The organism is Fulvimarina fulva, assembly GCF_039652615.1.
Taxonomy (GTDB): Bacteria; Pseudomonadota; Alphaproteobacteria; order Rhizobiales; family Rhizobiaceae; genus Fulvimarina.
The window spans coordinates 49,473-63,491 of sequence record NZ_JBDJAC010000007.1 but is presented as its reverse complement, the minus strand read 5'-3'; the positions used below and the strand labels follow the sequence as shown (position 1 = coordinate 63,491).

Here is a 14,019-nt window from a genome sequence, read left to right as displayed (position 1 = left end):
TCCAGGCCAGGAGGATCCGATGCCGGACATTTACGAGCGCATCAAGACCGATCACGACAAGCACCGCGAGCTTCTCGCCACGATCGGCGACACGGAAGGCGCGAGCGATAAGCGCCAGAAGGCGTGGCACGAGTTCTATTACGACGTGAAATCCCATGCAGCGGCCGAAGAGGAAACCTTCTATTCAAAGCTGATGGCGGATCCGGACGGTCAGGACGATGCGCGTCATTCCGTCGCCGAGCACAAGGAGCTCGACGATATGATGGAGGAACTCGACGCTTCGGATATGAGCTCGCCGCAATGGCTGCAGACCTTCAAGAAGCTGCGCCACGACTACGAGCATCACATCAGTGAGGAAGAAGAGGACATCTTTGCCAAGGCTCGCAAGGTGTTCGACGACAAAGAGACGCAGAGCTTCGCGGACGCGTTCGCCAAGCGAAAAAAGGCAGAGCGCGATCTCGTCGACGAGAAGGCCGACGAGAGCCTCGAACATTGACGATCAACCCGCGAACCATGGTTCGCGGACAAATGAACGTCGCGGAGCTGTCGGTTTCGGGCATTGCGCCCCGCCGTAAATTCCGCGACGCCATGCCATAACAGTCTGTTTTGAAATGACGATCAGGGGTCCACGTCTCGTGCGGCTATATACGATCTCAATCGGTCTCGGAGTAGCCCTGAGCCTTGGTCTTACGGCGAATGGTTTCGCCGCGAACGAGGACGATTCGAAAGCCGTCCAATCCTCGGGCGACCGCCCCGCTGTCGAAGCTCAGCCCAATGCAGAGGCGAACAAAAACGACGTCGCGATTGTCGTGAAGCCGGAGGGTCCACCGAAGCCCAAATCCGACAAAGCGCCTTCCGAGCCGAAGCAGACCTCGGAAAAAGCCAAAAGCCCGACGACCCGGCAGATCTGCAGCGTCATCGCGGACAATGCCGACGCGGTGATGATGAACCGGGATTTCTTCGCCCGGCTGATCTGGAAGGAAAGTCGCTTCGATGTGGGCGCGGTCTCGCCCGTCGGGGCGCAGGGTATTGCGCAATTCATGCCCTACACCGCGAAAGAGCGCGGTCTTGCCGATCCCTACGATTTTGAAGCCGCCATACGCCATTCCGCCCACTATCTGCGCGACCTCAAGAACGAATTGGGCAATTGGGGTCTCGCCGCAGCGGCCTATAACGGCGGTATCAATCGCATGAAGGGCTGGATCGCGGGCGGCGCCCAAGGCGCCCTGCCCTATGAGACCGTCGAATATGTCAATGCGATCACCTACCGACCGATCGAATGGTTCCTCGAGACCGGCCGTGATGTGGAGAAGCGACCGCTCGACAAGGAGCTGACCTTCATGGAGTCCTGCGCGAATCTTCCCATCATGAAAACCCGCGCCGTCTTCGCCTCGACGGATACGCCCGCGGTTCGCAGCCAGCCCTGGGGCGTCCAGGTTGCGGGTCATACCAATCGGTCCGTCGCCATGAAGATGTTCGGCCGCGTGCGCTCGCAGTTCGGCTCGGTCGTCGGAAGCAAGGCACCCATGGTCGTGAGATCGCGCGCCGGCGGCGCAGCCCGCATCTATGCGGTGCGGATCGGTGCCGACAGCCGGGACGAAGCCAGCCGCGTCTGCGGCCAGCTTCGCCAGCGTGGCGGGTCATGTATCGTGGTCAAGAACTGACCGTCGATCGACGTTCAGCGCGAGAACAGGACAGGAAGTGGCGTGTTTTCGAGGAATTCACGCGTGACCCCACCGAACACGGCCTCGAAGACACGTGAGTGGCCGTAGGCGCCGAGAATTATCATATCCGCCCCCACCATCTTTGCTTCATTGATCAAGGCATCTGCCGGTTTCTTCCATCCGGCGATGTGACGGATTTCCACCGAGACACCATGCCTTGAAAGATGGCGGGCGGCATCGGCCATGGGTTCGCGGTGCTTTTCCTCGTCGGCATTTGATTCGGCGACATTGACGAGGATCACGGATTTGGCACGCTTGAGGAAGGGGAGCCCGCCACTGATGGCACGCGCGCATTCCGGCGTATCGCGCCAGCCGACGACGACTGTGCCCGGAAACGTGGTGGGATCCGGCGAAGCCTTCGCCTCGTCCGGGGCAATCAGCACCGGTGCGCCCGCTTTAAAGAGAAGTGCTTCGATCACACTCCGTCCGGGCTGGAGAAACGCGTTCCTGCCCGAGACGACGACCACATCGCTGGCACCGGCCATGCGGACCGCCGCAGCAACAAGATCGCCAATCTCACCCTCGGAACGTCGCAACTCGAAGGAGTCGCCCTGCACTTCGAGACGCGTGCGCAGTGCCGCCTCGACAGCATCGCCCGCGGCATGACCGTTTTCGCGGAGCTTCTCCATAAGAAGCGAAGATCCCGGCCCCATCGGAATCGCGCCGAGTTGGACATAGTTCAAATAAAGCGCGGCCAGATGGGCTCCACTCGCGCTCACGACCGTCTCGGCCAAAGAAAGTGCCGCCGCATCGCTGTCCGACCCGTCGGTGATCACCGCGACATCAGCGAGAAATCCTCCTCGATTGGCCGACGGAACCGGGTTCTGTTGAGAGGTCGAAAGATCTTTATGCACGCTGCTCATGACACGATCTCCTTGTTGGAACGGCCCCATTCTAGCGCCGTCGGAGACCCTGCCTCTTGATCCACATCAAGACCTTAAGCAGACTTTACGATGCAGGCAAAAAAACCGGCCGAATTTATCTGCCGGGTGTTCGCGCCCCCCCGCGATCAGACGATTCGCCGTGGTCCCATCCGGCGAAATAATTCGCCGCGATGGCACCCGAGATATTGTGCCAGACGGAAAAGATAGCACTCGGCACGGCCGCAAGCGGTGAAAAATGGGCTGTCGCCAGCGCGGCACCGAGCCCGGAATTCTGCAGCCCGACCTCCAGGGAAATCGTCTTGGCCTTGCGCTCGGGCACAGAGAACGCGCGCGCTGCCATATAGCCCAGCACCAGGCCGATAAGGTTGTGCAGCGCGACCACAGCGAGGATCTCCAGCCCGCTGGTCGCGATCCGTTCCTGGTTCACCGCGACGACGGCTGCGATGATGAGGACGATGCCCGCGACGCTGACGAGCGGCAGAATGGAAACCGCCGCGCGGACAGCCTTGCCGAAGAAGCGCTGGCACAGGATGCCCAGAACGACGGGCACGAGAACGATCTTCAGGATCGACACGAACATCGCACCGGCATCCACCGGCAGATATTGGCTCGCGAAGATATAGACGAGAAATGGCGTCAGGATCGGCGCGAGCAGGGTCGAGACCGATGTGCAGGCGACCGAAAGCGCGACATCGCCTTTTGCGAGATAGGTCATCACATTGGACGAGGTGCCGCCCGGGCAGCAGCCCACGAGGATCACGCCGGCTGCGACTTCTGGAGACATGGGAATCAGCAGCGTCAGCACGAGAGCCGTCAGCGGCATGATCACGAATTGCAGCACCACCGCGAGACAGACATCGAACGGTCGTCTGACCACTTCCTTCAGATCATCGAACGAGATCGTCAGGCCCATGCCGAACATGATGACGCCGAGCAGCGGGACGATCCACGGGACGAAATAGGAAAACACGCCCGGCATGAAGAAGCCGAGAACGGCGAAGAGAATCGTCCAGAGCGCGAAGGTACGTCCAATGAAAGCGGAGAAATTGCCGAGGGCAAGCAGCATGGGAAAGCCGTATCATGATGGAATCGGAGGCAGGTTGCCGTCTTCTTGCGCAGCAAGACTTCGAGGTCAAACCAGCGATCCCATCGCGCGGGACAACCGCGTCTACCGATCGCGATTGGCGATGAAACGGGCCGCTTCCAACAACACGTCCGCCTTCGCGCCGAAGGGCGCGAGTTCGGCCTCGGCCTCGGCGACGAGTTCCGCCAACCGCGCGCGCGTCCAGTCGATGCCGTTCAGCGCCGGAAGCGTCTTCTTGCCGCGCGCACGGTCCTTGCCGGCAGCCTTGCCGAGCTGCGCGGCATCCGCCGTCTCGTCGAGAAGGTCGTCCGCGAGCTGAAAGGCGAGCCCGATCGTCTCGCCGAATCGCCGCAACCGCTTCCGGTCTTCGGCCGAGGCGGACGCCGCTATGGCGCCGCCCTCGCAGGCAAAGGCGATCAGCGCGCCGGTCTTCATCGCCTGCATGCGCGCGATCTCGTCCTCGCTCAACGCGCGTTGCTCGGCAGCAAGGTCGAGCGCCTGACCGCCGGCCATTCCCGCAACGCCCGCATCGGAGGACAGGAGGGCCACGATCTCAATACGCGCCTCCGCCGGAATACCGCCCGCGCCGGCGACCAGTCCGAAGGCCAGCGTCAGCAAACTGTCGCCGGCAAGAATCGCCGTCGCATCGTCGTAAGCCTTATGGACCGTCGGCTGGCCACGGCGCAGATCGTCGTCGTCCATCGCCGGCAGATCGTCGTGGACCAGCGAATAACAATGGATCGCTTCCAGAGCGCACGCGATATCGAGAACGCAATCGCCTTCGGCCCCAAAGAGCCGCGCACTCTCGATGACAAGGAAGGGGCGAAGCCTCTTCCCGCCGCCAAGCGCACCATGGCGCATCGCGGCCAAAAGCCGGTCCGGAGCGCCCGCCGAATGGCCTTTACCGCCGGACAGGATCTCGCTCAGCCGTTCTTCCACCCTGTCAGCGGTTTGTGCCAGGCTCTGCTCGAACATTTGCGGCGTCCCTTCCGGTCATCGTTTTGGTCCCGGGGAGGATCGTGGCTTTCTCGCCATTGAGCGGCCCCGGAAGCAGGTCAGGCTGCAGGAGCAGCGTTGCCGTCTCCCATCCTGCCGTCTAAACCGAAGCTCTGGAAACCGCCACCGCCTTCGTTTCGATCCGCCAGAAAGCCCGTTCGCTCCAGATGCTGCGCAAGATCATCATCGCCGTTTCGGTTGTCGTGCTGTTTCTGGCCGTGCTGCCGATCATCCTCGTGCCGATCTATACGATCCCGGCGATCCATCCGGTGTCCACGCTGATCCTGCACGACCACTTCACCTTTCGTCCCTATCTGCGGGACTGGGTCGACCTCGAAGACATCGCGCCGGTCATGCGCTATTCCGTGATCATGTCGGAGGACGGCCAGTTCTGCCGCCACGACGGCGTCGACTGGGGCGAGATGAAATCGGTCGTCGATGAATTCCTGGATGGGGAAGAAACGCGCGGCGCCTCGACGATCCCCATGCAGACGGTCAAGAATCTGTTTCTCTGGAACGGCCGATCATATGTGAGGAAAGCCATCGAGCTTCCCCTGGCGCTCTATCTCAATCTGGTGGCATCGAAAGAGCGAATCCTCGAACTCTATCTGAACATTGCCGAGTGGGACGTCGGGGTCTACGGCATCGAGGCAGCCAGCCAGCACTATTTCGGACGCTCTGCCGCCGATCTCACGGCACGGCAGGCCGCCCTTCTCACCGTGACATTACCGAACCCCGCCGGACGCAACCCCGCCGATCCCACCCGGCGGATGAATGCACTGGCAGACCGTGTGCAGCGTCTCGCACGCGCGTCAGGAGACTATGTCGGCTGCGTGAAGACCGAGAACTGAGCGGTAAACCGCCTGCCCGCCAGTTTCGCCATGGGCCGGACAAACCCTTTGCAAATGCCGCGAGGTTTGATATGGCGACGTTCGAGATTTCCCGTCATGGTGAAGCTGGTTCGTTCGCATACGAGTTGCGAAGCCTCCTGCTTTTATCATAGGGGATGCCGAAAGGCCCGCTTCGGGCCGACGGCAACAAGTTGAACGACATCCTCGGTCGAGACAAGTGGCGGGCTGCGTCCCGCTGGACGGCCGATACTGAGCGGAGCGAATTATGGCCGTACCGAAAAGAAAAACCTCCCCGGCAAAGCGCGGAATGCGCCGTTCGGCGGATGCGCTGAAGAACCCGACCTACATCGAAGACAAGAATTCGGGAGAGCTTCGCCGTCCTCACCACATCGATCTGAAGACCGGCATGTATCGCGGTCGTCAGATCATGACGGTCAAGGACTAATCAGTCCCGACCCGTCCGCATGAAAGCGCCCGGCACCGGAAACGGTAGCCGGGCTTTTCGCGTTTACAATCTTAGGCTCCGCTAAAAACCCGTCAGCGATTGTTTGACCTCGTCCTTTGTCTCAGTTGGCAAAAGAACCGAGCGCAATACGTTTCGCGTCAACAGACGAGACCGGAACGGGAATGCCATGCGCCGCGAAATCCTGACAAAAACCGATGCCTTCAAGGCGCTGACGGGAGCGAAGACCTGCATCGGCCTCGCCCCGATGGCTGGCGCATGCCCGCCGGCGCTCTCGATCGCCGTCGCCAATGCCGGGGGAATCGGTGCCTGCGGAGCGCTCCTTCTCAGCGCCGAGCAAATCGCGAAATGGGCCGATGATTTCCGGGCCGGTTCCGACGGACCCTACATCATCAATCTTTGGGTTCCGGACCCGAAACCCCAACGTGACGAGCACCACGAGGCCCGTTTATGCGAAGCGCTCTCGGCGTGGGGGCCCAGCGTTCCTGATAATGCCGGCGATGCCGCGATCCAGGATTTCGACGCTCAGTGCGAAGCCATCCTGGCGGCCAGGCCCACAGGATTCTCGACGATCATGGGGATCCCCTCCCAGACGATCGTCAGCACCATGAGAGAGGCGGGCATTCTCTGGTTCGCAACGGTGACAGGCGTCGATGAAGCACGGCAAGCGGAAGACGCAGGGGCAGACGTAATTGTCGCACAAGGGGCGGAAGCGGGCGGTCACCGTGGCAGCTTCGATCCCGCAAGAGCCGAATTTCAGGCCGTTGGCGCGCTCGCCCTTCTGCCGGCGATCGTCGATGCAGTTGCCTGTCCGGTCGTTGCGGCTGGCGGCATTGCGGACGCCAGAACCGCGATCGCGGCGCTGACGCTTGGCACTTCGGCGGTGCAGATCGGGACGGGCTTTCTGCGCACGCCTGAAGCAGGTCTCAACCCCGCATGGGCCGATGCACTCGCGACCACCTCGGCGACGGAGACGGCGCTGACGCGCGGCTTTTCCGGGCGTTTGGGCCGCGCGGTCAAAAATCGCTATGTCGAGGCGATCGAAAGCGGCGCGCTCCCAGAGCCAGCGCCCTACCCCGTGCAACGCGGCCTTACCGCCAGGATGCGCTCGGACGCAGCGGACAAGCAGGATATCGACAGAATGCAGGCCTGGGCCGGGCAATCGGCCCGTCTGGCATCGGCCAGACCCGCAGGCGAGATCCTCACTGAAATCGCGGGCGAGGTCGACGCATTTTTCAGGTGACAGGACAGGTCGGGGATTTGGCCTTCGAGCTCAATGGCTTGCCCTCCCCATGACGTGCCGGGCTTAACAGCCGTCAGCTCTTGTCCTCGGTCAGACGGTCGATCTTTTCCTGCATGGCCGCCAGCTGCGTTCGCATCGATTCGAGTTCATTTTCCGGACGCTCGCCACTCTCGATGGCCGTCAACCCGGTCCCGGCATTGGCCATGAAGGGGTTGAACATCGCCATAGCCTTTCGGAACATCTCCGTGTTCGTCCTGACCTGGGCTTCCATCATCTCCATCGGTGTCTTTCCGACGGCGCTGGTCATGGTCTCGCGAAACCGCTCCTGCTCGCGCGACAGAGCGGACATGGACTGCTCGAGATAACTTGGAACGACCATCTGCATCTGGTCACCGTAAAAGCGGATGAGCTGGCGCAGAAATGTGGTCGGCATCATGGCCTGGCCGGTCTTCGACTCCTGCTCGAAGATGATCTGGGTGAGCACCGAATGCGTAATGTCGTCTCCGGTCTTGGCGTCCTGAACGACGAATTCCTCGTTGAGCTTGATCATCTGCGCCAGATTCTCAAGCGTGACGTACTGGCTCGTTCCGGTGTTATAAAGGCGCCGATTGGCGTATTTTTTGATGATGGTCACATCGGACTTTTTCGCCATGCCTTCGTGCCCCCAAAGACAGATTTTTGATCCGCATATCCAAACCGCGGTCAGGATTTTCGCTGCGCTGCATTAAGGAGTGGCACATTTCGCACCGCTTTCCAAACCATATCGCTCATTATCGATTTGAAACGAAAGTCGAATGCGAGTGGTGCGCCGCACATAGTCGATCGCCGAGAGCGGCGCATCATTTGACTTGCGGCCGTCGGCTATCAAATTACCGGTGAAAAGCACGGTTTGTCGCGAGCGATTCTCAGTCAGACGTGTCGGCGACAGGCTTCAAAATCACTGGGGAGAAGAGCATGAGCAACACCGAATCCATCGTCATCGCCGGCGCGGCCCGGACCGCTGTCGGCGCCTTCAACGGCGGTCTTTCGAGCATTCCGGCTCACGAGCTGGGAGCCGCCGCGATCAAGGAAGCGCTTGCGCGGGCCAAGGTCGACCCCAATGAGGTGGATGAGGTCATCATGGGCCAGATCCTGACCGCCGCACAGGGGCAGAACCCCGCGCGTCAGGCTGCCATGGCTGCCGGCTGCCCGAAGGAGACGACCGCCTGGGGCCTCAACCAGCTCTGCGGATCGGGTCTGCGCACCGTTGCCATCGGCATGCAGCAGATCGCCCTCGGTGACGCCAAGATCATCGTCGCGGGCGGACAGGAGTCCATGTCTCTCGCGCCGCACGCCCAGCACCTGCGCAAAGGCCAGAAGATGGGCGACCTCAAGCTGGTCGACACCATGCTGAAAGATGGCCTGCTGGACGCGTTCAACGGCTATCACATGGGCAACACGGCGGAGAACGTCGCGAACCAGTGGCAGATCACCCGCGAAATGCAGGACGAGTTCGCCGCGAAATCCCAGAACAAGGCGGAAGCCGCTCAAAAAGCCGGCCGCTTCAAGGACGAGATCGTTCCCTTCACGGTCAAGGGCCGGAAGGAAGACACCGTGGTGGCCGACGACGAGTACATCAAATACGGCGTGACCGCTGAAGGCATCGCCAAGCTGAAGCCGGCCTTCGACAAGGAAGGATCGGTGACGGCAGCGAATGCATCCGGCATCAATGACGGCGGCGCGGCCGTCGTTCTCATGACGGAGTCCGAGGCGGAACGGCGCGGCATCACGCCGATGGTGCGCATCGTCTCCTGGGCGACTGCGGGTGTCGATCCGTCCATCATGGGAACCGGCCCAATCCCGGCGAGCCGCAAGGCTCTGGAAAAAGCCGGCTGGAAGCCCGAGGACCTCGATCTCGTTGAGGCGAACGAAGCCTTCGCGGCGCAGGCCTGCGCGGTCAACAAGGATCTCGGCTGGGATCCGGAAATCGTCAACGTCAACGGCGGCGCGATCGCGATCGGTCACCCGGTCGGCGCATCCGGCAACCGCATCTTCAATACGCTCCTCTTCGAAATGCAGCGCCGGAACGCAAAGAAGGGTCTCGCGACCCTTTGCATCGGCGGCGGCATGGGCGTTGCGATGTGCGTCGAGCGGCTCTGATCTGATTGCGTCCGGTTGCAGTTTCTCGGAGGCATGTCGGTCCACGTGCCTATCGCGCCTTTGGTGACCGAACTGCGCACCGGGTTGCAGAATGACTGAAACGAAAGGACCCTCGCCGCATGGCGAGGGTTTTTAATTGTGAAAGTGCGAAAGACAGCCAGAAACGGGAGACCCTGATGTCCGAGCACGCGACATCCATCGTCAACAGCGCCAAAATTGAGCCATTCGAACAGCTCGTCTTTTCCGGCGGCGGGACACGGTGCTTCTGGCATGGCGGCTTTTGTGAGGAAGTGCGCCGTCCGCTGAATCTCGAACCAAAGCGAGTCACCGGCGCGTCCGGCGGCGCAATGTCCGCAGCCTGCTTCATCGCGCGACGCGAATTGAAGCTGCTGGAAACCATGGGCGAGGCATTTCTCGACAGAGACTTCAATATCAGCACCTCAATGGACGAGGCCGATAGCGATGGCCTCACCCCGCATCAGCGGATCTACAGGGAGGTCGTCTCGGCTGTGATCGACGATGACGCCGTCCAGTCGATCATCGACGGCCCTCAATTCGAGGTGCTGATCGCCCATCCGCCGACCGAGACCCTCCCGAAATGGTCGACCTTCCCGATGATGGCCGCCTATCTTCTCGATCTGTCCATTCGTTCGACGCCGCATGTGGAATGGCCGGCAACGCTTGGTGCCGACAGCAGCCTCGTCGATGCTCGCGAGGCGGCAAGACAAGGAAAACTCGTCGATCTGATCTGCGCCGCCGCCGTCATTCCGCCGGTCTTCAAAGTCGAAGGCTGGGAGGGCAAGAAGGTGGTCGATGGCGGCATGACGTCGAAGGCACCGCTGCCGACGAACGACACGGGACGCACGCTCATCCTTCTCACCCGGCGCTTTCGAAACCTGCCGCAAACCGAACGTCGGCTTTACGTGCAGCCGTCGGAGGAAGTCCCGGCTGACAAGATCGATTTCACCGATCGGCAAAAGCTCCACGACACCTGGGAAGCGGGCAGGCATGATGCGCGCAAATTCCTGGCCGGAAACGACGCAGGCCTGTTTTCCGGACCGGAAAACGTCGGTTGATCTGAATGCAGGACGCTGGAGCCCGCCTCGCGGCAGGTTTCTGTTTCTTCCGCTCTCGATAGCTTATCAGCAGAGCGATCCGAACGAGATCGGATAGATCTTCCGCATCCCCGTGACGAAAGCCTTGGCGCGAGCCGGATCGAACATGTCGGAAAAGGCACGATCGAGTACGTTCAGTCCGCCTGTGGTCACACCGAAGCTCGGCAGAATCAGCCGAGAACCATCGCCGACGAAGCATGAGCCGCGCACGGCCCTGCCCGGCCCCTTCACCTTTGCGACGGGATGGAGATGGCCGGCGATCTCGCCATGAGACGGCGCATTTGCCGGTTCATGGCGCAATCTCAGCGCGCCAATCGCCAATTCACCACAGCACGTTCCGCCAAGGTCGGCGGGCGGCTCGGGATCGTGATTGCCGCTGATCCAGACCCAGTCGCGCCCCGTCATAAGCTTCGCGAGCCCGTCGCGGTAGATGTCCGGCAAAAGGGCTGCGCCCTTGCGATCGTGGAAGGAGTCGCCGAGACAGACGACGCGGCGAGGGTCCACGCGTTTCAGGACTTTTTCCAACAAAAGCAGGGTCAGACCGGTGTCGTAGGGCGGCAGCATCATGCCCCGACGGGCAAAGGCCGCACCCTTCTCGATGTGAAGATCGGAGACGATCAGCGTCCGCTCGTCTGGCAGGAACAGCACGCCGGCCGGGTCCAGCTGCACGGCCTCGCCCGCGATTTCGGCGTCCAGCCGCTCACACTCATCCTGCCGCATCCGCCGCGCCAAAGCACTCATGGGTAACCGCCGCCGTTCGGTTATCGCGTTTTCTCGTTCCGTTCTTTTGCGGATTTGGGGGACCAAAGGCAAGCGCACAACGCAGCCATGAAGACGAGTCCGATCGTCGCGGGTTGATTCCGCAGCGACAATAGGTCAAGAGTGCAGCGCAACATGGACCCGCTCTTTTCGCGGGTGGCTATGCCGGGCGCCTATCCCCCGGCCCATCTCATCGTCGCATCCAGCGGACGCACCGCATGGTAAACGAGCGCGAACGCAGGCGAGACGCCAGCGATATAACGCGAGCGACGATCCGATATTCGTCTGGAGCTCATGTTCTCGACCCAAAACCTCAGAGCCGAATGGCTCGGCAACATCCGCGGCGACCTCCTCTCCGGACTTGTCGTCGCCCTCGCCCTTATCCCGGAAGCGATCGCGTTCTCGATCATCGCCGGCGTCGATCCGAAGGTGGGGCTCTATGCCTCGTTCTCGATCGCCTGCCTGACGGCGATATTCGGTGGCCGACCCGGCATGATCTCCGCCGCGACGGCCGCAACGGCCGTGCTGATGATCACGCTCGTCGCCGATCATGGGTTGCAATATCTCTTCGCAGCGACCGTGCTTGCCGGCCTTCTCCAGCTCGTCGCGGGTGCGTTGAAGCTCGGCGATGCCATGCGGTTCGTGTCCCGTTCCGTGATGACCGGCTTCGTGAATGCCTTGGCAATCCTCATTTTCATGGCGCAGATTCCCGAGCTCGTCGGCGTTCCGAGCCTCACCTATGTGATGGTCGCGCTGGGACTGGCGATCATCTATCTCCTGCCGAGATTGACGACGGTCATTCCGTCTCCGCTCGTCGCGATCGTCGTTGTGACGGCCATCGCCCTGTTCTTCGGCCTCGATCTGAGAACCGTCGGCGATATGGGCGAACTGCCTGACTCGCTGCCGATCTTCCTGATCCCCGATATTCCGCTGACGCTGGAGACTCTTCAGATCATCCTGCCCTATTCGCTGGGCATCGCCGTCGTCGGTCTTCTCGAATCGCTGATGACGGCGCAAGTCGTCGACGATCTGACCGACACGCCGTCCGACAAGAACCGCGAATGTATCGGTCAGGGTATCGCAAACACGGTCACCGGCTTTTTCGGCGGCATGGCGGGCTGCGCGATGATCGGCCAGTCGGTTATCAACGTGAAATCTGGCGGTCGTACCCGGCTTTCCTGTTTCTTCGCCGGTGTCTCGCTTCTCTTTCTCATCGTCGTCCTCGGCGATTGGGTCGCGGTGATCCCGATGGCCGCGCTCGTGGCGATCATGATCATGGTCTCGATCGGAACCTTTTCCTGGGAATCGATCCTCAACCTCAAGACCCATCCGCGACGCTCCTCGATCGTCATGCTGGTGACGGTCATCACGGTTGTCTGGACCCATAACCTCGCGATCGGCGTCATCGCAGGCGTTCTTCTCTCCGGCATTTTCTTCGCCTCGAAGGTCGCCCAGCTGTTCTACATCGAGAGCGATCTTTCCGAGGACGGACGGCATCGCACCTACAAGGTGCTCGGCCAGATCTTTTTCGCTTCGACCGGTGACTTCGGCGAGGCCTTCGATTTTCGCGAGGATGTGGACAAGGTGACTATCGATGTTTCGGAGTCTCACATCTGGGATCTGTCGGGCGTCGGCGCTCTGGACCGTGCGGTCCTGAAATTCCGGCGCGAAGGCACGGAGGTCGAACTTGTGGGCATGAACGAAGCGAGCCGAACGCTTGTCGGGCGGCTCGGCATTGCCGACAAGCCCGATGCCCTTGAACGTATGAACGCCCACTGACACACTCGATCCACGGTCCGACCACAGAAGCGGACAGGCAGCCGAACGCGCTGCCGTCAGAAACGAAGGGGAAGCAACGTGGCCAAGATCCTGGCGCTCGTCGACGGCTCTCAGCATTATACCGAGAGCGTTGTGGACAATACCGAGTTCGCGGCGCGGCAATTGTCCGCCGATGTCGAAGTCATCCACGTCATCGGCCGCCGCGATATCGGCTCGGCACCGGCAGATCTGTCCGGCAATCTCGATCTCGGAGAGCGCGACGAGCTCTTGAAGGAGCTCGCTGAGCACGACGAGAAGCGCGCAAAGCTTGCCCGCAAGCGTGGTCGCCTGATCCTTTCGGATGCGGCGGAACGCCTGCGCGGTCAGGGTGTCGAGAAAGTGAAGAACGAGCTGGTTCTCGGCGATCTCCTCGAAGCGATCGAAAAACGCGAGCCGGGCTGCGATCTTGTCGTCATCGGCAAGCGCGGAGACGCGGCCGATTTCGCAAGCCTGCATCTGGGCTCGAATGTGGAGCGGATCATGCGGCGGGCGAAGGTTCCGGTGCTGATCGCCGCCCGCGCCTTTCGCCCCGTCGAAAAGGTGCTCGTCGCCTATGACGGCGGACAGAGCATTCTGAAGGCACTCGATTTCATTCGTTCGTCTCCGCTTCTCAAGGGGACGGATATCGAGGTCGTTAAGGCCACCAGCAATGCGTCCGACCCGGAACTCGATCGCGTCTGCGAGGACCTGAAAGCGGCTGGCCTCACTGCCCGATGCCGCACCCTGAAGGGCGATGTCGAGGACGCGATCGTCGAGGAATGCGACCGAGAGGACATCGACCTCGTCGTGGTGGGCGCATCCGGGCATTCACGGCTGCGCGCCTTCTTCGTCGGATCCGTCGCGAATGAGATCGTACGCAAGTGCAAGCGCCCGGTCCTGCTCTTCCGTTAAGCGTTCGGAAACGGCGCCTGAAGGCAGTTTGGATCAGGCAAGGAATGTTCAT

Annotated in this window: 14 protein-coding genes and 1 other annotated feature; of the genes, 9 read left to right on the top strand and 5 right to left on the bottom strand. The window is 61.4% G+C overall.

All coding sequences use genetic code 11. The annotated features are described in order from the left end of the window. The first annotated feature begins 19 nt into the window (after nt 1–19). Nucleotides 20–496, top strand: coding sequence for a hemerythrin domain-containing protein (locus ABDX79_RS11215; protein ID WP_346220380.1), 477 nt, complete (start codon nt 20–22; stop codon nt 494–496). Nucleotides 497–635: 139 nt separating this feature from the next. Further along, a complete protein-coding gene (locus tag ABDX79_RS11210; protein WP_346220379.1) occupies nt 636–1,664 on the top strand; it encodes a lytic transglycosylase domain-containing protein in 1,029 nt (342 codons plus the stop codon). Nucleotides 1,665–1,678: 14 nt separating this feature from the next. On the opposite strand, the gene ABDX79_RS11205 is transcribed toward ABDX79_RS11210, so the two are convergent. The 3 genes from ABDX79_RS11205 to ABDX79_RS11195 form a co-directional block, all read right to left on the bottom strand. Beyond that, the gene (locus tag ABDX79_RS11205) at nt 1,679–2,587 is read right to left on the bottom strand and encodes a universal stress protein (protein WP_346220378.1); all 909 of its coding nucleotides are present in this window, start codon (nt 2,585–2,587) and stop codon (nt 1,679–1,681) included. Nucleotides 2,588–2,702: 115 nt separating this feature from the next. Beyond that, nucleotides 2,703–3,671 carry a bile acid:sodium symporter family protein gene (locus ABDX79_RS11200; protein WP_346220549.1) on the bottom strand — a complete coding sequence of 323 codons (969 nt, stop codon included), beginning with the start codon at nt 3,669–3,671 and terminating at the stop codon, nt 2,703–2,705. A gap of 105 nt (nt 3,672–3,776) precedes the next feature. Continuing rightward, on the bottom strand, nt 3,777–4,667 hold the full coding sequence (locus ABDX79_RS11195; protein WP_346220377.1) for a polyprenyl synthetase family protein: 891 nt from the start codon (nt 4,665–4,667) through the stop codon (nt 3,777–3,779). Between the two features lie 188 nt (nt 4,668–4,855). Here ABDX79_RS11195 and ABDX79_RS11190 point away from each other — a divergent pair, with 188 nt between their 5' ends. The 3 genes from ABDX79_RS11190 to ABDX79_RS11180 all read left to right on the top strand — a co-directional run bounded on the left by ABDX79_RS11190 (nt 4,856) and on the right by ABDX79_RS11180 (nt 7,245). Beyond that, complete coding sequence (locus ABDX79_RS11190; protein WP_346220376.1) at nt 4,856–5,539, top strand: biosynthetic peptidoglycan transglycosylase; 684 nt, start codon at nt 4,856–4,858, stop codon at nt 5,537–5,539. Between the two features lie 265 nt (nt 5,540–5,804). Then, the gene (gene rpmF, locus ABDX79_RS11185) at nt 5,805–5,984 is read left to right on the top strand and encodes a 50S ribosomal protein L32 (RefSeq protein WP_346220375.1); all 180 of its coding nucleotides are present in this window, start codon (nt 5,805–5,807) and stop codon (nt 5,982–5,984) included. Between the two features lie 187 nt (nt 5,985–6,171). Beyond that, nucleotides 6,172–7,245, top strand: coding sequence for an NAD(P)H-dependent flavin oxidoreductase (locus ABDX79_RS11180; protein ID WP_346220374.1), 1,074 nt, complete (start codon nt 6,172–6,174; stop codon nt 7,243–7,245). Nucleotides 7,246–7,318: 73 nt separating this feature from the next. Here ABDX79_RS11180 and phaR read toward each other — a convergent pair whose 3' ends face one another. Beyond that, entirely contained in the window at nt 7,319–7,897 is a 579-nt protein-coding gene (phaR, locus tag ABDX79_RS11175; protein ID WP_346220373.1) for a polyhydroxyalkanoate synthesis repressor PhaR, read from the bottom strand. Between the two features lie 302 nt (nt 7,898–8,199). On the opposite strand from phaR, the gene ABDX79_RS11170 reads away from it, so the two are divergent. Together ABDX79_RS11170 and ABDX79_RS11165 are read left to right on the top strand one after the other, a co-directional pair. Further along, nucleotides 8,200–9,384: an acetyl-CoA C-acetyltransferase gene (locus ABDX79_RS11170; RefSeq protein ID WP_346220372.1), complete on the top strand. Its 1,185-nt coding sequence runs from the start codon at nt 8,200–8,202 to the stop codon at nt 9,382–9,384. Between the two features lie 176 nt (nt 9,385–9,560). After that, complete coding sequence (locus tag ABDX79_RS11165) at nt 9,561–10,460, top strand: patatin-like phospholipase family protein (protein ID WP_346220371.1); 900 nt, start codon at nt 9,561–9,563, stop codon at nt 10,458–10,460. A gap of 66 nt (nt 10,461–10,526) precedes the next feature. On the opposite strand, the gene pdeM is transcribed toward ABDX79_RS11165, so the two are convergent. Then, nucleotides 10,527–11,240, bottom strand: a complete 714-nt coding sequence (pdeM, locus tag ABDX79_RS11160; protein ID WP_346220370.1) for a ligase-associated DNA damage response endonuclease PdeM — start codon at nt 11,238–11,240, stop codon at nt 10,527–10,529. Between the two features lie 152 nt (nt 11,241–11,392). After that, nucleotides 11,393–11,448, top strand: a sequence feature (sul1 is cis-regulatory element that is thought to sense ions involved in sulfur or methionine metabolism; They are found in Alphaproteobacteria). A 104-nt stretch (nt 11,449–11,552) separates the two neighbouring features. Between pdeM and ABDX79_RS11155 the strand changes: the two genes are divergently transcribed. Both ABDX79_RS11155 and ABDX79_RS11150 read left to right on the top strand, forming a co-directional pair. After that, on the top strand, nt 11,553–13,037 hold the full coding sequence (locus ABDX79_RS11155) for a SulP family inorganic anion transporter (protein WP_346220369.1): 1,485 nt from the start codon (nt 11,553–11,555) through the stop codon (nt 13,035–13,037). A 78-nt stretch (nt 13,038–13,115) separates the two neighbouring features. Beyond that, nucleotides 13,116–13,967 (top strand): universal stress protein, encoded by an 852-nt coding sequence (locus ABDX79_RS11150; RefSeq protein WP_346220368.1) that lies wholly within the window; start codon nt 13,116–13,118, stop codon nt 13,965–13,967. Nucleotides 13,968–14,019 lie beyond the last annotated feature (52 nt).

Bases quoted from the DNA above. Each gene is read 5' to 3' on its own strand.
- ABDX79_RS11215 (WP_346220380.1), top strand. From the start codon at position 20: ATGCCGGACATTTACGAGCGCATCAAGACCGATCACGACAAGCACCGC.
- ABDX79_RS11205 (WP_346220378.1), bottom strand. From the start codon at position 2,587: ATGAGCAGCGTGCATAAAGATCTTTCGACCTCTCAACAGAACCCGGTT.
- ABDX79_RS11195 (WP_346220377.1), bottom strand. From the start codon at position 4,667: ATGTTCGAGCAGAGCCTGGCACAAACCGCTGACAGGGTGGAAGAACGG.
- ABDX79_RS11190 (WP_346220376.1), top strand. From the start codon at position 4,856: ATGCTGCGCAAGATCATCATCGCCGTTTCGGTTGTCGTGCTGTTTCTG.
- rpmF (WP_346220375.1), top strand. From the start codon at position 5,805: ATGGCCGTACCGAAAAGAAAAACCTCCCCGGCAAAGCGCGGAATGCGC.
- ABDX79_RS11180 (WP_346220374.1), top strand. From the start codon at position 6,172: ATGCGCCGCGAAATCCTGACAAAAACCGATGCCTTCAAGGCGCTGACG.
- phaR (WP_346220373.1), bottom strand. From the start codon at position 7,897: ATGGCGAAAAAGTCCGATGTGACCATCATCAAAAAATACGCCAATCGG.
- ABDX79_RS11170 (WP_346220372.1), top strand. From the start codon at position 8,200: ATGAGCAACACCGAATCCATCGTCATCGCCGGCGCGGCCCGGACCGCT.
- ABDX79_RS11165 (WP_346220371.1), top strand. From the start codon at position 9,561: ATGTCCGAGCACGCGACATCCATCGTCAACAGCGCCAAAATTGAGCCA.
- pdeM (WP_346220370.1), bottom strand. From the start codon at position 11,240: ATGAGTGCTTTGGCGCGGCGGATGCGGCAGGATGAGTGTGAGCGGCTG.
- ABDX79_RS11155 (WP_346220369.1), top strand. From the start codon at position 11,553: ATGTTCTCGACCCAAAACCTCAGAGCCGAATGGCTCGGCAACATCCGC.